The sequence below is a fragment of the Burkholderia sp. 22PA0106 genome (assembly GCF_047497155.1).
GTDB lineage: Bacteria > Pseudomonadota > Gammaproteobacteria > Burkholderiales > Burkholderiaceae > Burkholderia.
Map to the genome: position 1 here is coordinate 449,282 of NZ_CP163163.1, position 18,636 is coordinate 467,917.

Here is an 18,636-nt window from a genome sequence, read left to right on the forward strand (position 1 = left end):
GGCCGGCCGTTGCGTCATGCCGAAGGCGGCAGGTACTGCCGTCAGGCCAGCGCCTTTTCGACGACCTCGCGCACGTCACGCGACTTCACGCCGGCCGCGACGCGTTCGAGCGCCTCGCGCATGCGCTCGCGCAGCGCCGGTGTGTAACGCCGCCAGCTTTCGAGCGAGCGCGCCAGACGCGACGCGACCTGCGGGTTGATCGCGTCGAGCGCGAGCACCTGGTCGGCCCAGAACGCATAGCCGGAGCCGTCGGCGGCGTGGAACTGCGCCGGGTTCGCTGCGCAGAAGCCGAAGATCAGCGAGCGCGCGCGGTTCGGGTTCTTCAGGTTGAACGCCGGGTGGTCGAGCAACGCGCGCACCGTGGCCAGCGTCGGATGCTCGGCCGTGCCGCGCCGCGTGGCCTGCATCGAGAACCATTTGTCGATCACCAGCGCTTCCTTCTCGAAGCGCTGATAGAAATCGGCCAGCGCCTGCTGGGCCGGCGCCTGCGCGGCGGCATCGGCGGCCGAGGCCGACAGCAGCGCGCCGAGGGCGGCCGCGCGGTCCGTCATGTTGTTGGCGGCTTCGTATTGCGCGGTGGCCAGGCGCACCGCGTCGGCCGGCTGCTTGCGTTCGGCCAGATAGGCGAGCGCCAGGTTCTTCAGCGCGCGATGGCCGCCGTCTTCCGGCGTCGGCGCGTAGTCGCCCGGCGTGCGGTGACGTTCGTGGATCGCCAGCCAGTCGGCATGCATCGCCTCGGCCAGTTGGCCGCGCACGAACTGGCGCGCGCGATGCACGGCGGCCGGATTCGCCTCGCGCATCTGGTCGGCCAGATAGGCTTCGGACGGCAGCGTCAGCGCCAGCTCGCGGAACGCCGGCGAGAGCGTGTCGTCGGTCAGCACGCGGCGGAACGCGTCGACGAACGCCGCGTCGAGCGTCAGCTCATTGCCCGCGGCGGCGCGGTCGGCCAGCGTCAGCAGGGCGCGCGTGGCGAGGCGCTGGCCGGCTTCCCAGCGGTTGAACGGATCGCTGTCGTGGGCGAGCAGGAACGCCAGTTCGTCTTCGCGGTAGTCGTAATCGACGATCACGGGCGCCGAGAAATTGCGCAGCAGCGACGGCAGCGGCGCGGCGGCCACGTCGACGAACGTGTAGGACGCCTCGGTTTCGGTCAGCTCGATCACGCGCGTGGTGCCGCCGGCCGTGGCTTCGCCGTCGAGGCGCAGCGGCAGGTCCTGGCCGTCGGCGCCGATCAGGCCGATCGCGAACGGGATCAGCAGCGGGCCTTGCTGGGTATCGCGCGCGGCGGCCGAGGCCGATTCGCCGTAGCCCTGGCGCAGCGTCACTGTGTAGCGCTTGGCGGCGGCATCGTAGGCGGTTTTCACCGACACGCGCGGCGTGCCGGCCTGGCTGTACCAGCGTTCGAACTGCGCGAGATCGCGGCCGTTCGCATCGGCCATCGCGTGACGGAAATCGTCGCAGGTGACGGCATGGCCGTCGTGGCGCTCGAAATACAGATCCATGCCGCGCCGGAAGCCGTCGCGGCCGAACAGCGTCTGGTACATCCGCACGACTTCCGAGCCCTTCTCGTAGACGGTCATCGTGTAGAAGTTGTTGATCTCGACGTAGCTTTCGGGGCGCACCGGGTGCGCCATCGGGCCGGCGTCCTCGGCGAACTGGAGCTGGCGCAGCACGCGCACGTCTTCGATGCGCTTGACCGCGCGCGCGCCGGCGTCGTCGGCTTCGCCGGCCGACATGTCGGCCGAGAATTCCTGGTCGCGGAACACGGTCAGGCCTTCCTTGAGGCTCAACTGGAACCAGTCGCGGCACGTTACGCGGTTGCCCGTCCAGTTATGGAAATACTCGTGGCCGACCACCGCCTCGATGTTCGCGAAATCGGTGTCGGTGGCCGTTTCGGGGTTCGCCAGCACGTACTTCGTGTTGAAGATGTTGAGCCCCTTGTTCTCCATCGCACCCATGTTGAAATCGCCGACCGCGACGATCATGAAGCGGTCCAGATCGAGTTCGAGGCCGAAGCGCTTTTCGTCCCAGTGGATCGAGTGGATCAGCGAATCCATCGCGTGGCGCGTCTTGTCGAGATCGTGCGGCTCGACCCACACCTGCAGCAGCTTCTTCGCGCCCGAGCCGGTGGTGATGGTTTCCTCGATCGACACGAGCTTGCCCGCGACCAGCGCGAACAGGTAGCTCGGCTTGCGGAACGGGTCTTCCCATTTCGCGAAGTGGCGGCCCTCGGGCAGCTCGCCCGAATCCACCAGGTTGCCGTTCGACAGCAGCACCGGGTAGTCGGCGCGGCTTGCGCGCAGCGTGACCGTGTAGGTGGACATCACGTCCGGGCGGTCGAGGAAATAGGTGATGCGGCGAAAGCCCTCCGCCTCGCACTGCGTGAAGAAGTTGCCGCTCGACACGTAGAGGCCCGACAGCGTGGTGTTGACGGCCGGCGCGCAGGCGCTGTCGATCGTCAGTTCGAACGTGTCGGGCAGGTTCTCGACGGTCAGCCCGTGCTCGTGCGCGCGCACCGTGTCGACCGGCTGGCCGTTCACGCGCGCGGCGATGAATTCGAGCGATTCGCCGAGCAGTTCGAGGTGCGGCGCCGGCGCGGCGTCCGGGTTGCGGCGCACGCGCAGGGTGTTGCGCACCAGCGTGCGCTCGGGCACGAGATCGAATTCGAGGGCGACGCTGTCGATGAGGAACGCGGGCGGCGTGTAGTCGTCGCGGCGGATCACGGCGGAATGGGCGGCGGTATCGGACATGTCGAGCGTGGGCAGTAGGGGTTCGGGATTCGCCAGCGGCCGCTTGTGGCGGCGGGGCGGGGCTGTCCATTGTACAAAGGCTTGGCGCCGCCCGCCCGGTTCGAACTTTCGGCGTGCCGGCGGGTCTGCTGATGATCCGGCCGGCGGCGCGCGGCGTATGATCGCGAGGCCGCCCGCCGGGGCGACATCGAATCGAACCCAAGGATCAAGATGAAAGCGAATCGTACGTTCCGCGCCGCGTTCTGGCTCGCGAGCGCCTGCGTCGTGCTGCTGTCGGGCTGCGCGAACTATGTGAGCACGCAGGTCACGGCATTTTCCGACTGGAGCGGCAGCGACGCGACGCGCAGCTATGCGTTCTCGCGCACGCCGGGCGAGCAGAACAGCCTGGAGGCGGCGACCTACGAGAACCTCGTTGCCAACGAGCTCGCCACGCTGTCGTTCCGCCGCGTGCCGGCGGCTGACGCGCGTTACCTGGTGGGCCTGACCTACGGCATCAAGGGCGATCTGGTGTCGGTGCCGCAGCCGGTGTATTACGACCCGTGGTTCGGCCCGGGGCCGTACTGGCGCGGCGGCATGTGGGGGGGCTTCGGGCCGTGGGGGCCGCAGCCGGCCGGCTACGTGAATCAGACTTACCGCGTGTTCGAGCGCACGCTGAACATCCGCATCACCGAGCGCGCGACGGGCCGCGAGGTCTACAACGTCAGTGCGCGCAATTCGGGCGGCGGCGGCTCGCTGGTGACGGCCATGCCGTATCTGGCGCGCTCGGCGCTGGCCGATTTCCCGCTCGGCAACGGTGCGACGCGCACCGTGCGCCTGCCGGTGGACCGCAATGGCGGTGGCCCGGCTCCGGCGCCGGCCGGCTCGAACGAGCGGGCGGTGCCGGCCGCGCCGGCATCGGCGGCGAGCGGCGCGAAGTAACGGCAAACCAGCATAAAGACACGGCGGGCCGGTAACGCGCCGGCTTGCCCGGCAAAAACGGGCCTGGCGCAGGAGCATGCGCCAGGCCCGTTTTTTCGTCCGGATCGTCCGCTGAAGCCTGGCGGGTGTGCGAGCCGACGGCACCGGCTCGCTCGGTGTGGCGGCTCAGGCGGCCACCATCGCCTCGCGCCGGTGGACGCAGCGGCCGGCCGCATAGGTGCTGTGCACGGCGCGGTCGTCGCCGAGCATCGCCAGCGCGAACAGCAATTCCTCCAGCGATTCGGCCCGCGCGCTGCGGCGCGCCAGCAGCGGCGTGGCGGCCGGGTCGAGCACCACGAAATCGGCCTCCGAGCCGGGCGCGAGCGTGCCGACCTCGGCATCGAGCGCGAGCGCCTGCGCCGCGCCGGCCGTGGCCAGCCAGAACATGCGCGTCGCGCTCAGGTGATAGCCCGACAGCCGCGCGACCTTGTGCGCCTCGTTCATCGTCTGCAGCATCGAGAACGAGGTGCCCCCGCCCACGTCGGTCGCCAGCGACAGCGGCGCATGCTGCGCGGTGGCGCGATCGAAATCGAACAACCCGCTGCCGAGGAAGAAGTTCGAGGTGGGGCAGTGCGCGATCACCGTCCGGGTTTCGGCGATGCGGCGGCGATCCTCGTCGTCGAGGTGGATGCAGTGGCCGTACACGGCGCGCGGGCGCAGCAGCCCGTGGCGGTCGTAGATGTCGAGATAGCTGCGATGGCCGGGAAACAGCTCGGCCGCCCACTTCACTTCGTCGACGTTCTCGGCCACGTGGCTCTGCACGAACACGTCGGGGTGGCGGCGCGCGAGATCGGCGCAGGCCTCCAACTGCTCGACGGTCGAGGTCGGTGCGAAGCGCGGCGTGAGCGCGTACATCTGCCGGCCGCGGCCGTGCCAGCGCGCGATCAGCTCGGCGCTGTCGTCGTATCCCGAGCGCGCCGTGTCGCGCAGGAATTCGGGGCAATTGCGATCCATCAGCACCTTGCCGGCGATCATGCGCAGGTCGTGCGCCTCGCTGACCTCGAAGAACGCGTCGGCCGATTGCTTGTGCACGGTGCAGTAGACCAGTGCCGTGGTCGTGCCGGCCGCCAGCAGTTGCCCGATGAAGAAGCCCGCCACCTCGCGCGCGTGGGCCGGATCCTCGAAGCGGCGCTCGGTCGGGAACGTGTAGGTGTCGAGCCACGGCAGCAGGCCCGGCGCCGGCGAGGCGATCATGTCGGTCTGCGGGTAGTGGATGTGCGTGTCGATGAAGCCGGGCACGATCAGCTTGTCGCGCAGCGCGACCACCTGCGTATCGGGCGCGAGACGGCCGGCCAGCGCGGCGTAGGCACCGGACGCGGCCACCCGGCCGTCCTCGACGATCACGAGGCCGTCGTCCTCGAACGCGGCGGCGTCGGCGGCATGCGCCGGGTCGCCGCGAAACGTCAGCAGCCGGGCGCGATAGGCGGTTTGAGTCATGGGAAACACTCCAGCATCGAAGAAATGAGGCGCGGGCTCACAACTGCGCGAGCAGCACGCCCGACAGCGCGGCGACGATCCACATCGCCGGCTTGATCTCGCGGCGGCGGCCGGTGAACAGCTTCAGCACGACGAACGCCAGGAAGCCATAGGCGATGCCGTCGGTGATCGAATACGTGAGCGGGATCAGCACCATCGCGATGAACGCGGGGATCGCCTCGTCGAAGCGGTGCCACTCGATCTTGGTAATCGATTCCATCATGAACACGCCCACCAGGATCAGCGCCGGCGCGGTGGCGATCGCGGGCACCAGCGACAGCAGCGGCGAGAGCACCAGGAACGGCAGGAAGCAGAGGCCCGCCACCACCGCCACCAGGCCGGTGCGCCCGCCCGCCGAGATGCCGGCCGCCGATTCGATATAGGCGTTGGCCGGGCTGGTGCCGAGCGGCGCGGACACCACCGCCGCGAACGCGTCGACCATCATCGACTGGCGGATGTTGCGCGGGTTGCCGTCGCGATCGACGAGGTTGCCGGCTTCGGAGATCGCCATGAAGGTGGAGAGCGCATCGAAGAACGCCGTGAACAGCATCACGAAGATGAACGGCCAGTAGGCCACCTTCAGCGCGCCGATCAGGTCGAGCTGGCCGATGCCGGAGAAATCGGGCGCGGCCACCAGGCCGTTCCAGTTGACGAGCGTCTTGGTGGCGATCGCGGCCGGCCAGTAGGCGGTGCCGTCGCCCCACACGCGGCCGATCGGGATCGCCAGCAGGGTGGTGACGACGATGCCGATCATCAGCGCGCCGGTCACGCGGCGCACCACCAGCACGGTGGTGACGGCCAGCCCCACCAGGAACGTGATCACCACCGGATTCAGCGAGGCGCCGTGCACGATGGTGACCGGGTCGCCCACCACGAACTTCGCGTTGACCAGCCCGATCAGGCAGATGAACAAGCCGATGCCGCACGACACGGCGTGGCGCAGGTTCGGCGGGATCGCATCGACCACCAGCTTGCGCGCATTGAACGCGGCCAGCACGGCGAAGATCACGCCGGCCCAGAACACGCAGCCGAGCGCCGTCTGCCACGGCATCTTGCCGCCGTGAACCATGACGAACGCGAACAGCGCGTTCATGCCCATGCCCGGCGCGACCAGCACCGGGTTGCGCGCGTAGAGCCCCATCGCGCAACTGCCGAGGAAGCTGACGATCACGGTGGCGGTCAGCGCCGACGCGAACGGCACGCCGGCCTGCGCCAGGATGCCCGGATTGACGACGATGATGTACATCGCCGTCAGGAACGTCGTGATGCCGGCGACGATTTCCGTGCGCAATCGCGAACCGGATTCGCGGATGCCGAAGAAGCGGTCGAGCGCGCTGCTCGATGCCGGTGTCTTGCTGCCGTTGTACGTGTCCATCGGGAAAGCTCTCCTCAGTCTCTGTTATGGGGACGACGGTGCGCGCGCGCTCGCAGGCGCGCGTCGCGGCTTGCATCGGCCTCCCCGGCAGGACGTGGGTGTCATGCCGGATGCCAGTGCGAATCGAGTTTCGCGATCAGCGCGGCGCGCTCGCCCTCGGTGACGAAGGACGCCTCGAAGCCGTTGCGGATCACGGTGTAAACGTCCTGGTCGCCGAGCGACAGCGCGGAGACGGTCGCGAAGTAGTTCTCGTTGACGTAGCCGCCGAAGTAGGCGGGATCGTCGGAATTGATGGTCACGGCCACGCCGCTGTCGAGCAGCACCTTCAGCGTGTGCTGGGTCAGGTCGTCGAACACCTTGAGCTTCAGGTTCGACAGCGGGCACACCGTCAGCGCGATGCGCGCGTCGGCTAGCCGCGCCACCAGCGCGGCGTCCTCGATGCTGCGCACGCCGTGATCGACGCGGTCCACCTTGAGCAGGTCGAGCGCCTCGATCACGTATTCCGGCGGGCCTTCCTCGCCGGCGTGCGCGACCAGCTTCAGGCCCATGGCATGGGCCTTCGCGAACACGCGCGCGAACTTCGACGGCGGATGGCCGCGCTCGGACGAATCGAGGCCCACGCCGATCAGGCGGCGCGAATATTTCTCGAACAGCGGGATCGCGGCGTCGAAGGTGGCGAGTGCGTCTTCTTCCGACAGGTGGCGCAGGAAGCAGAGGATCAGCTTGCTCGACAGGCCGCGTTGCTCGGCATCGGCCAGCGCGCGGTCGATGCCGGCCACTACCGTTTCGATCGGCACGCCGCGTTCGGTGTGCGTCTGCGGGTCGAAGAAGATTTCGGTGTGGATCACGTTGTCGGCCAGCGCGCGCTCCACATAGGCGGCCGTCATGTCGTAGAAATCCTGTTCCTCGAGCAGCACGCTCGCGCCGGCGTAATAGATGTCGAGGAACGATTGCAGGTCGGTGAACGCGTACGCGGCGCGCAGCGCCTCGACCGATGCGTAGGCGAGCTTCACGCCGTTGCGTTCGGCGAGCTTGAAGATCAGTTCCGGCTCCAGCGAGCCTTCGATATGGATGTGCAGCTCGGCCTTCGGGGCGAGCGCGATCTTCTCTTGAAAATTCGGAGTCATGAGGGGATGTCCTGGTCGGTCAGAATTGGGGGGCGGCCGGTGTGTCGGCGGCCGGTGCGGCGGCCTGCGTGGCGTGCTGGTCGACGACCTGCAGAATTTGCGCGGCCACCGAGATCGCGATCGTCTCGGGCGCCTTGTCGACGATGCCTTCGACGCCGATCGGGCAGCGCATGCGCGCCGTTTGCGCCGGATCGATGCCGCTGGCGGCCAGACGCTGGTCGAACTGGATGCGTTTCGAGCGCGAGCCGATCATGCCGAAGTAGGCGTAGTCGGCGCGGTGCAGGATGTGCTGGGCCAGTTGGAAGTCGAACGCGTGATCGTGCGTCATCACCACGAAATAGCTGTGCGGCGCGGCTTCGGCCACGGCGCTTTCGGGCGTGTCGCGCGGCTCGACGCGCAGGTTGTCGATGCCGGCCAGCGCCTGCGGCTCGGGGAACGGCGCGTCGCGGCCGTCCACCCAGCGCACGCGACACGGCAGCGTCGCGAGCACGCGCACCAGCGCGGCCGCGGCGTGGCTCGCGCCGAACAGCTCCACGGCGAACGTGTGCGGTGCGATGGTCTCGGTCATCAGCGAGACGTCGCCGGTGCTCCAGAGCAGGCAGTCGGCGCGCGTCACGTCCGATTCCGGTTCGCTCAGCATCACCGGGTCCGGCGTCGGGCCGAACGCGATGCTGCGCACCGTGGCGCTGCCGGCCGCGACGCGCTTGGCCAGCGAGGTGATCCAGCCGAGATCGGCGATGTCGAGCCGCTCGAACGCCAGTGTCACGGCGCCGCCGCAGCACTGGCCGAGGCTCGGGCCGAGCGGCAGCCGTTCGAGGCGGCGCGCGTGGGGCAGGTGCGAGCCGTCCTTGAGCAGATGCCGCGCGATCTCGATCGCCTTCCATTCGAGATGGCCGCCGCCGATCGTATGGCGGGCGGTGTCGCGCGTGACCAGCATCTTGGTGCCGGCCTCGCGCGGCACCGAGCCTTCGGCGCGCGCGACGGTCACCAGCACGGCTGCTTCGCCGTGCGCGATCAGATGCTGAACATCGGTCAGCCAGGTTTCCATGGCGCGGCCTCCTTCAACGCCGCGCCGTCGCGCGGGGCGCGACGGGCGAGGCGGTTGGGAAGGCCGTGTGGGGCGGAGTCCCTGCGAGCGAGCCGGCCGCGCACGGGGCCGGCGCGGGCTGGCGCGCGGCATCGGACGGCCGGTTCGGGCGGGAGCGGCGCGCGTGGAACACGGCGCCGCAAGGGCGGATACGGATGGTTTGCGTTGTCATGGTCAATAGCAGGACATTGCGGATCAGGCGCGCGTTACGCAGGGTCGACAAGCACCGAGGACTCCCGCCTCGCGCACGTAGATCGCCATCCGTTTTTCAAGATAGCACCGCAAAAACCGGGAAATATTTCCCGTGGCTGATGCGGGCTATTCGGTGGCGATCATGTTGATCGTAGTACGTGGCGGGGCGGGATGGCGCGAACGGCGGGCGGCGAGGGCCGCCGGCGCAGCGCCGGCGGGGCACGTCCAAGGTGCTGCCGCGACGCGCGGCTGGCAGGGAGAACGGGGCGTCGGCCGCCCCGGCAAGGCTTCGGTGTTTACGCCGAGCGGCGCATCGGCCGCGCCGGCGCACCGGGTCAGGCCCCGCGTGCGATGCGGCGGCGGTTGCGGATCAAGCCGGCGGCCACCAGCACGAAGATCACCACGAAGGCGATCGCGGCCCAGCCCGGCAGCAGGATGCCGAAGATCGGCGGATAGAGCGTTTCGCACAGGCCGGCGACCTTGAACATGATCGGGAGCCACGTGGCCGGCGGCAGGCTGTCGACGATCGGTTGCAGCGTGTCGAAGCCGCAGCTGAAGCCCGGGTGGAGCTGGATCTGCCAGTGGTGGATCGCGGTGCCCGCGCCGGCCGCGGCCGAGATCAGGATCAGCGCTTCGATCACCGCGAGGCTGCGCCAACTGCGCAAGCCGGTGCCGAGGAACGAGAAGATCGCGATCGCCGCGAAGAAGTAGCGCTGGATGATGCAGAGCGGGCACGGATCCTCGCCCTTGACGATCTGAAGGTACAGCGCGCCGGCCAGCAGGGCGATGCAGACGACGCCGAGCAGCGTCAGGAGGCGGCGCTCGCGGCGCAGCGACAGCGAGAAATCGTTCATCGGTCGGTCCCGAAAATGGAGTCGTCGGATTCTAGCGCGAACGGGCGCGTCGTTCGGGGCGGCAATCTGGCCAATGCACCAAACCGGAGCGTGGCTGGCGGCGTGGTCAGGCGAGCGTCAGGGCGGCGCCCGTTCTCGTTCCTGTTCGAGGCCGCGCGCTGCCCGGCGTTCAGCGGATCGTGGCCAGCACCGCTTCGACAGCCTGCCCGATCGCCAGCAGCGCGTCATCGCGATGCGGCGCAGCCGCGAGCATCAGCCCGACCGGCGCCGTATCGCGCGGATGGCAGGGCAGCGACAGCGCGCAGGCGTCGAGGAAGTTGAATGCGCTCGGATTGCGCAGGATCAACGCATTGGTGCGGGCAAACGCGTCGTCGTCGTGTTCCAGATCGGCGAGGCGCGGCGGCACCACGGGCACGGTCGGCGCCAGCACCGCATCCACGCGTGGCCACAGCGTGCGCGCCGCCTCGTCGAGCATGGTCTCGCGCGCGGCGATCAGGTCGAGATAGTCGGCGGCGCTGGCCGGCTGGCCCTTCAGGATGCGCGTCAGCACGCGCGGGTCGTAGCGATCGGCATGCCGAGCCAGCAGCGGCCGGTGCCAGGCGTAGGCCTCGATCGGCGAGAAGCCGAAGCGGTTGATCTCGGCGAGCCGGTCGAGCGGCGCGAAGCGCAGGTCCGACACGATCGCGCCGGCCGCTTCGAGATGCGTGAGCGCGGCGTCGAACGCGGCCGCGACCTCGGCATCCATGCCGTCCGTCACGTAATGGTTGAGCACGCCGAGCCGCACGCCTTCGAGCGGCCGGGCGGCCGGCACGCGCGGTTCGAGCCCGGCCAGGATCCGGTCGACCAACGCGCAGCAGGCGACCGATACACCGATCGGCCCGAACGAATCGAGCGTGGTGGACAGCGGCACGCCGCCCGTGCGCGGCACGCGGCTGGCGGTCGGCTTGAAGCCCGTCAGGCCGCACAGCGCGGCCGGAATCCGGATCGAGCCGCCGGTATCGGTGCCGAGCGCCACGGCTGCCATCCCATCCGCCACCGACGCCGCTGCGCCCGACGACGAGCCGCCTGCCACTCGCGCGTCGCCGGCCACACCGCGCCGGTACGGCGAGCGGGGCGTGCCGTAGTGCGGATTGAGGCCGAGGCCCGAGAACGCGAATTCGCTCATGTTGGTACGGCCGACGATGACCGCGCCGGCGCGGCGCAGCCGGGCGACCACGGGCGCATCGGCCTCGGCCGGCGGCGCGTCGTCGAGCGCGATCGACCCGGCGCGCGTGACCTGGCCGGCCACGTCGAACAGGTCCTTGACCGATACCGGAATGCCGGCCAGCGGAGAGAGCACCGTGCCGGCTGCGCGCAGGCGGTCGTGGGCGTCGGCGGTGGTGCGCGCCGCATCGGCATCCACGCCGAGGAACGCGACGGCGCCCTGGCCGTCGGGCGAGGCGATGCGTTCGAGCGCGGTATCGACGAGCGTGCGGCTGGTCGTGCGTCCGGCGGCGAGATCGGCGGCCAGCGTGGCGAGCGGTGGGAACGGGGCGAAAGTGGTCATGGCGGCGTCGGGTCGGAAAGCGGGGGACGGCGCCGCGTGGCGGCACCGGCTTGCTGGCTGATGATAGTAGGGGCATCGATTTCGCACGTCCAGCCAGCCGAATGGCCGATGCGAAGCGGCGTCGCGCAACGCGATGCGGACGCGGTCGCCGATCGCCCGCGAATCGATCGGTAATCTGGGGCGATTTGCCGCTGATCCGGTACTGACGGATAATGAATCTTCGTCTAACCCTCGCGTGACAGACGCGCCAGACCCTCGTCATGAGCGAAAACACGCCTTCCGCAGCACCGTCCGGCCCGCGTCCGGACCTCGCCACGGCCGCCGACGCGGCCTCCCAGAATCCCGCCGCCGCCCCGGCTCCCGAGCCGCCCAAACCCTCGCCGGCCGCGTTTGCCGCCCAGGTGCCGGCTGCCCAGGACGTGCCGGCCGACCCCGTTCCGGTGCCAGTGCGCGTCGAAATCGTCGAGCCGGCCGTGGTGCCGCCGCCCGGCGCCGACGCGGCCGCGAGCGGCGCTCAACAGGCCCGCCCCGGCGCGCCACCGCCCGGTTTCGGCGCGGCGCCCGATTTCGAGACGGCCCGGCCGCCGCCGGCCGCTGCGGGTCAGACGCAGCCACCCCCCGCTTACCTGAAGCAGAGCGACACGCCGTGGTCGGTGTTCGGCCGCATCGTCGCCGCGCGCGCCCGGCGGCTGTTCGACCGCGCGGGGCAGCGGATCACGCAGCGCACCTTGCGCATCGGCGTGTCGGCGCGCATCTTCCACCCGGAGCCCGGCGCGGCCGGCCTGCGCGGCAAGACGCTGCAATATCTCGAGGAATCGATCGCGCATTGGGTGATGTCGCGCGACGTGCTGGTGTTCATGATCCCGACCGTCGGCCATCAGGGCATGCTGCACCCGAGCAACATCCGCCTGCGCGATTACGCCAAGCACCTCGACGGGCTGCTGCTGCAAGGCGGCGCCGATGTCTCGCCGCAAACCTACGCGGCGTCCGACGCCCGCCCCGAATGGCCCGGCGACCGCGTGCGCGACATGTACGAGCTCGAGTTGCTGCACGAGTTCGTGGAGTCCGGCAAGCCGGTGCTCGGCGTGTGCCGCGGTGCCCAGCTGATCAACGTCGCGTTCGGCGGCTCGCTGTATCAGGACATCGCCACCGACGTGCCGACGGCGGGCGTCCACGTCAGCGAGCACTACGATCAGCATCGCCATGCGATCCGCTTCCCCGACAACTCCACGCTTGCGAACATGTTTCCGGGCCGTCGCGAGGCGATCGTCAATTCGATCCATCATCAGGCGATCCGCGATCTCGGCCGCGACCTCAATATCGAGGCCGTGTCGGCCGAGGACGGCATCATCGAGGGCATCCGCTACCGCCGCGCGCCGTTCGTGGTGGGCGTGCAGTGGCACCCGGAGTTCCATCGTGCGGGCGGTTCCGAGTTGCTCGACTGCACGCCGCTGCTCGACACGTTCCTGCGCGCCGCCCGCGAAACGCGGTTGTAACGCGGCGCCGTTCTTGTACCTGCGCATCGATCCGGCCGGCCGCCACGCATTCGCGGGCGGCCGGTTGGTCGTTTCAGGCGATAATCGCGCGTCGTTCTACCAATCAGGAGCTTCAGCTTGAGCAAGCGCAGCAGGGTGGCCGGCATCGGCCGGGCGATGCCGTGGGTGGCGCTGTGCGTCCTCGCGTGGACGGGGCCTTCTATCGCGGCCGAACCGGCGGCGGCCGATGCGGTGGCACAGATGCAATCGAAGCCGCCCGTGGCCGGCACGCGCCCCGACGTCACGACGCTCACGCCCGACAACGGTGAAGGTGCGGCGGCGTCCTCGTCGCCGGACGCTTCGGCCGACGCGCAGGGTAACGTTGCCGAGATGATGCAGATGCTGCGCGATCACCAGCTCACGGAGATGCGTACCACCTACAACGGCAGCTACGGCGCGAGCATGCTGTTCTATCCGCGCGAGATGACCTATTACGTCGCGCTGTTCCAGGACAAGCACTTCTGGCGCGTCGTCAAATCGCAGGAGCGTCCGCGCGCGGAGATGATCTATCAGAACTTCTCCGATCAAACCGTCCAGTTGGCGGATCTCGAATTGCGCCGCACCGAGCTGGCCGCGCAAAAGCAGTTTCTGGAGCGCGTGATCGGGCTGTCGGAAGATCACGCGAAGCGCCTGCAGGCCGATCTCGATATCGCCCGCACGCAGCGCACGCAGATCGACGAGCGGCAACGCACGGTGCAGAACGAAGCGAATGCACTGGCCGTCGAGCAGCGTGCCTCGCAACTGCAACTGCGCGATCTGGAGCGCCAGGTGCGGCAGTTGCAGAAGCAGAACGAGCGCGGGTTGTCGCCTGCGGGGAAGTAGTAGGGCAAGTGGCCGCGTCACTTCTTGTTGTTTGCCGGCGCTGATTGCAGCGCCGGCTTTTTATAAAATCAATTCCGATCGCGCCGAAATCGCGCTCATCTTGCATCCAGGCGACGAAGCTTCTTACGTATGGAAGCAGCGTTCTTGAACGGATAGACCACCGGCGTCCCGTTTTTTGCTGTTCCGTCGAATCCTGGCGGAAAATATTTCTCCAGGCCGCCGTTCCTGGTCAAGGTCCGAGGATTCGAATTCGGGGCATATTCATAACTGAAAATTTCATAATATGATCCGCTGTAGTCGGATGCGCGGGAGTTGATTTCCCATTTCACCAGAACGAAGACATCTCTGGATTTCCAGTAGAAAACGCTCGCTATTTGCGGACTTGAGCCGTTTATGTCGTATTTGTCGATGAAGAGGTGTTCGCCATCTTTGCAGTTCCATTGGGCTGAAATGGAAAATGGTGGGTTGCTTAGTAGGTCGTTGGGGATCGGATGATGGATTTTTTTAAACGATATGGAGCACCCTTCTCGGATTGCATCGGCCGATACCGTGTCCGGCGATGCTGGGAATGCTTGGGCTGCCAACAATAAGCAGGTCGACACGAATAATAGATAGCGTATGCGCACGATCCTTTTACCATCCGTTTTTTTGGTCGAGGGTTGAGTTCCAGCGTTCGCTGCATGGCTCGGATCCCTGATTCAAGATTGAAAATGCACGTTTGACTGCATCCTTTCTTCGTGAAAAATCTTTGAGTGCCGGGTTGATGGCGCGGGTGACTGCTCGGACGTCGTTGGTGTCGGCATGAGTGTTAATCGATCTGGACTGCCAGAACCAGGCGGCCGAATCGGTTGCGATGTCAGGATCGTTTTGAAGCATGTCGGGTGACGTTGTGACGTCGACGCCGCTTGCTTGAGCATATTCGCCGTAGGTCGAACGCCATGTGACATGGAGTAGCCCTCGACCGCGATAGTCCTTCCCAGGATGGCTATCATCTCCAAATAATACTTCACCAAGCTCGCTGTCATTTTTAATGAGATTTGTCTTGGCGTAGGATTTGATTTGATCCATGGTCCATTCTGGATGTAGCCGCTTGAGGCCATGGGTGAGTGAGGTTTTGTATGTTGCCCAGAGGCGCTCTCCATCAATGTAGCGCAGGTTTTCCCGGAATTCCGTGAATCCGTTGCATTCGACTTCGCATTGGCCGAGAAAGTGGGATGCTCTAGCGCATGAGTTTATTTCGTATCTGGTAAATGCCTGTGGCAGGCTTGATGCGAATGACTGTGCGTGAGTGTCGTTGATTCTTGGAAAAATGCGTTGCAGGATGGTTTCCGTGATCGATAAATCATTGTCACAGTGTTTGCATGTCAGTGTGGCTTTTCTCAAGAAATTCCCGGCGATGGCAATCGGGTGTATCTGGAAAGCAACCGGTGCGGGAAACCCGGGCACCGCCGCGCGCACCTCATCCCACCACACGAGTTTCTCGATCCGCTTCAGCTCTTCGGCGTGTGCCGGCTTCGGTCCGACCTGCTTTTCCAGTTCGGCGATCAGCGGGCGCCACTTCGACGGGTTCGCCCATTCGCTCTCGTGCTTCACGATCAGGCGCGACGCCGCCAGCATGTGCCACGGGTAGGCACCCCGTTCGGTCTGCGACAGCATGCAAAGCTCGTCAGCGGCCTGTTCTCCATTGCCGGTTGTAAATAGCGCGTCGTACACCTTCGACATCAAGGGGCTCAGCGTCGACCGAGCTGCGGAATCGGCAATTTCAGTGCCGTTCGCATAGTCCAGCCACGCCTGCGTCGTCGCGAAGATCGTATGCGCGGGATCATGCGCAGCGGCCAAGCACTGGAAATCGATCCACTTTTGCGCAAATTCCCGAGTCACCCTGCCGCCGGGAAAGTTGGAATCGCGTACCCAGCCATCGATCGGATGCCCCAATGCATTGACGCCTTCGACATGCCACCAACTGACCGGATATCCGGGATCGCCGAGCGGATTCGATTCCGGTACGCGCCGCTTTGGATCACGAGCCAATGCAGCGACGCGATACAACTGAAGTGCGTCCGTCTTTCTCAAGTGAGCGTCTGCGCCGGGGATAAACGTGCCGTCGTGCGCCCGGCGATACAGCGCCGTGCCCGGTGCGATCCTCAACAGGGCAGGGTCGAACGGCAGGCCGAGTGCCGCCCAATCGTCCTTGTGCGGGCCGTGTTCGCGAATCCATGCCCGGCCCTGCTCGATGAACGGCAGAATGCCGTCGTCGCAAAACACCTCGATATGTGCCATCCGGGTTCCCGAGGTGCATGCGTTCAACGAGTCGTAGCGGCCGAGATGGCCGATCAGGTCGCCCGCCTTGATCGGGATGCCGTTGCCATTCCCCGGTAGATCCTTCGCGACAATTACGCGGTCGAACGTCGAGTCCAGCACGCTTTCCTCGACAACCGCGCCAGCGCCCTCGTGGCCCATCAAGATCCATCCGCCGATCGCGCAGTTCAATTCCACGTACCCACCGGCTTCGAGGGGATACAACGATGCGCCGAGCAATGCATCGATTTGGCCCCACTCGCGACCATGTACGGTCTTTCTCTCGCCGATCATCACGCCCGCGCCTTGCGGCACGATGGCGATGGGGGCGCCATTCGGTGCCATGCGCACCCGCAGTCCCTGCTGGAAGGGATCGGCAGGCTGCCCGTTTCTGCCTCGGACGGGCTTGTCCCGCGCATGCGACGTGACCCGCCATTGCCTGAGCCAATACGACGGCTTGTCGCGCTTCGGGAAATTCGCGTAGTCCTCGTCGGACATCAGGTGCATGTACAGGCTGTAGAACGTCAGCGTCGTGTCGCGCGGAAACGCCATCGTGTGCCGCACCAACGCGAATCCGGTGCTGTACGGCGCTGGAACGGGCGACTGGCTGTCGGCGGTGGCGATCTCGCTGGTCGGATAGGTTTTGTCGGCGCGGAATGCAATCAGCTCGCCATCGGCAAGGCAGCGCAGTCCGGCGTCGAGATCCAACCCCTGGCCTGCGCCAGTTTCGGTAATGTGGATTCCGCCGTGCCACATCCCTTTGCGGCTGACGAGATACGCGCCTGCGGGTTCGTTTTCGGCAAGCAGTCGGAAGATGTCGTGCTCGTTGGTGAAGCGTTCGGGCGTCCTGGCGTTGCCGTTGCGCTTGCGAAAGAACGGGAAGGCAAACGGCAGCAACGTCAGTTTGGGAAGGGCTGGCTCGGGAGGTTTTGACAGCGGGTTTTTGCGTGGCATGGAGGGGCGGTTGCACGTTCGCGAAGACTCGCGGCCCGTGATAACGCAGGCGAAATTGAATCGCTCGATTCAAATTTTAGAGATGACTTTCGTCAATGCGACTGTCTGTCTCAAGTTCGGTTTTCATTGAATTCTTACTATTTGCCTTCTAATTTGGATTTTTCGATAAACAGTAAGTAAATAGAAAGAAAAATTCGCACGTCTCATCACTTCCCCGCATACCCCGCCGCAGCGAATCGCGCGACACTGCGCTACAGTCATGGCGCGCCAGCACCGGCACGACCGAAAGCCGGACGCGACACGATGACACCACACGCCACGCGCAGCGCGCAGGCGTCAGACCGAGATAAAACATGTCAACTGCGACCCACTCGTCCGTCGATCAACAGGAATCCAAGTTCAGGACCGTGTTCCGCGTCGTCAGCGGCAACTTCCTGGAAATGTACGACTTCATGGTCTACGGCTATTACGCTTCGGCGATCGCCAAGACCTACTTCCCAAGCGGCGATGCATTCGCCTCGTTGATGCTGGCGCTGTCGGTATTCGGCGCGGGCTTCCTGGTGCGCCCGATCGGCGCGATCGTGCTCGGCGCCTATATCGATCACCACGGCCGCCGCAAGGGCCTGATCCTGACGCTCGGCCTGATGGCGCTCGGCACGCTCGCGGTGGCCGTCGTGCCGGGCTACGGCACGATCGGCATGCTTGCGCCGATCCTCGTGCTGCTCGGCCGCTTGCTGCAGGGCTTCTCGGCCGGGGTCGAGCTGGGTGGCGTATCGGTCTACCTGTCGGAGATCGCGACCAAGGGCAACAAGGGCTTCTACACGGCCTGGCAATCGGGCAGCCAGCAAGTCGCGGTGGTGTTCGCGGCGCTGGTGGGCGTGCTGCTGCACAGCCTGCTGCCGGTCGAGGACATGACGTCCTGGGGCTGGCGCGTGCCGTTCCTGATCGGCTGCCTGATCGTGCCGTTCCTGTTCCTGATCCGCCGTTCGCTGAAGGAAACCGACGAGTTCCTGGCCAAGCGCCATCGTCCTTCGATGGGCGAGATCATGCAGTCGATGCTGAAGAACTGGGGCGTGGTACTGGGCGGCATGGGCATGGTCATCATGACCACCGTGTCGTTCTACATGATCACGGCCTACACGCCGACGTTCGGCAAGGAAGTGCTGCATCTGTCGTCGATCGACGCGCTGGTGGTGACGGTGTGCGTGGGCCTGTCGAACCTGGTCTGGCTGCCGGTGTGGGGCAGCATCTCCGACCGCATCGGCCGCCGCCCGGTGCTGATCACCTTCACGGTGCTGACGCTGCTGACGGCCTATCCGGCCGTGCAATGGCTGGTGGCCGATCCGTCGTTCGTGCGGCTGCTGATCGTCGAGCTGTGGCTGTCGTTCCTGTACGGCTCGTACAACGGCGCGATGGTGGTGGCGCTGACCGAAGTGATGCCGGCCGACGTGCGCACGGCGGGCTTCTCGCTGGCCTACAGCCTGGCGACCACGATCGGCGGCTTCACGCCGGCGATCTCGACGCTGCTGATCCACGAAACCGGCAACAAGGCCGCGCCGGGCCTGTGGCTCGCGGTGGCCGCGATCTGCGGCCTGATCGCGACGCTGGTGCTGTATCGCACCCAGGAGGCGCGTCAGCAATACAAGGCGAGTTGAGAATGGCGCGG

General features: G+C 66.6%; 13 protein-coding genes. 4 read left to right on the top strand and 9 right to left on the bottom strand.

What is annotated here, in order from left to right; genetic code table 11:
- Positions 1 to 41: 41 nt before the first annotated feature.
- The gene (gene pepN / locus AB4850_RS16950; RefSeq protein WP_414444181.1) at positions 42 to 2,747 is read right to left on the bottom strand and encodes an aminopeptidase N; all 2,706 of its coding nucleotides are present in this window, start codon (positions 2,745 to 2,747) and stop codon (positions 42 to 44) included.
- Positions 2,748 to 2,957: 210 nt separating this feature from the next.
- Here pepN and AB4850_RS16955 point away from each other — a divergent pair, with 210 nt between their 5' ends.
- On the top strand, positions 2,958 to 3,665 hold the full coding sequence (locus tag AB4850_RS16955) for a DUF4136 domain-containing protein (protein WP_414444182.1): 708 nt from the start codon (positions 2,958 to 2,960) through the stop codon (positions 3,663 to 3,665).
- A 165-nt stretch (positions 3,666 to 3,830) separates the two neighbouring features.
- On the opposite strand, the gene guaD is transcribed toward AB4850_RS16955, so the two are convergent.
- The 6 genes from guaD to AB4850_RS16985 form a co-directional block, all read right to left on the bottom strand.
- On the bottom strand, positions 3,831 to 5,141 hold the full coding sequence (guaD, locus tag AB4850_RS16960) for a guanine deaminase (protein ID WP_414444183.1): 1,311 nt from the start codon (positions 5,139 to 5,141) through the stop codon (positions 3,831 to 3,833).
- Between the two features lie 37 nt (positions 5,142 to 5,178).
- Positions 5,179 to 6,555 carry an NCS2 family permease gene (locus AB4850_RS16965; protein WP_414444184.1) on the bottom strand — a complete coding sequence of 459 codons (1,377 nt, stop codon included), beginning with the start codon at positions 6,553 to 6,555 and terminating at the stop codon, positions 5,179 to 5,181.
- A gap of 101 nt (positions 6,556 to 6,656) precedes the next feature.
- Positions 6,657 to 7,682, bottom strand: coding sequence for an adenosine deaminase (locus AB4850_RS16970; protein ID WP_414444185.1), 1,026 nt, complete (start codon positions 7,680 to 7,682; stop codon positions 6,657 to 6,659).
- Positions 7,683 to 7,701: 19 nt separating this feature from the next.
- Positions 7,702 to 8,730, bottom strand: coding sequence for a xanthine dehydrogenase accessory protein XdhC (gene xdhC / locus AB4850_RS16975; RefSeq protein WP_414444186.1), 1,029 nt, complete (start codon positions 8,728 to 8,730; stop codon positions 7,702 to 7,704).
- Positions 8,731 to 9,296: 566 nt separating this feature from the next.
- Positions 9,297 to 9,815, bottom strand: coding sequence for a disulfide bond formation protein B (locus AB4850_RS16980; protein ID WP_414444187.1), 519 nt, complete (start codon positions 9,813 to 9,815; stop codon positions 9,297 to 9,299).
- 169 nt (positions 9,816 to 9,984) lie between these two features.
- Positions 9,985 to 11,361, bottom strand: a complete 1,377-nt coding sequence (locus tag AB4850_RS16985; RefSeq protein WP_414444188.1) for an amidase — start codon at positions 11,359 to 11,361, stop codon at positions 9,985 to 9,987.
- A gap of 260 nt (positions 11,362 to 11,621) precedes the next feature.
- On the opposite strand from AB4850_RS16985, the gene AB4850_RS16990 reads away from it, so the two are divergent.
- Together AB4850_RS16990 and AB4850_RS16995 are read left to right on the top strand one after the other, a co-directional pair.
- Positions 11,622 to 12,857: a gamma-glutamyl-gamma-aminobutyrate hydrolase family protein gene (locus AB4850_RS16990; RefSeq protein ID WP_414444189.1), complete on the top strand. Its 1,236-nt coding sequence runs from the start codon at positions 11,622 to 11,624 to the stop codon at positions 12,855 to 12,857.
- 117 nt (positions 12,858 to 12,974) lie between these two features.
- On the top strand, positions 12,975 to 13,718 hold the full coding sequence (locus tag AB4850_RS16995; RefSeq protein WP_414444190.1) for a DUF2968 domain-containing protein: 744 nt from the start codon (positions 12,975 to 12,977) through the stop codon (positions 13,716 to 13,718).
- Positions 13,719 to 13,813: 95 nt separating this feature from the next.
- On the opposite strand, the gene AB4850_RS17000 is transcribed toward AB4850_RS16995, so the two are convergent.
- A complete protein-coding gene (locus AB4850_RS17000; protein ID WP_414444191.1) occupies positions 13,814 to 14,305 on the bottom strand; it encodes a hypothetical protein in 492 nt (163 codons plus the stop codon).
- 46 nt (positions 14,306 to 14,351) lie between these two features.
- Positions 14,352 to 16,970 (bottom strand): glycoside hydrolase family 19 protein, encoded by a 2,619-nt coding sequence (locus tag AB4850_RS17005; protein WP_414444192.1) that lies wholly within the window; start codon positions 16,968 to 16,970, stop codon positions 14,352 to 14,354.
- A gap of 353 nt (positions 16,971 to 17,323) precedes the next feature.
- On the opposite strand from AB4850_RS17005, the gene AB4850_RS17010 reads away from it, so the two are divergent.
- On the top strand, positions 17,324 to 18,625 hold the full coding sequence (locus AB4850_RS17010) for an MFS transporter (RefSeq protein WP_414444193.1): 1,302 nt from the start codon (positions 17,324 to 17,326) through the stop codon (positions 18,623 to 18,625).
- Positions 18,626 to 18,636 lie beyond the last annotated feature (11 nt).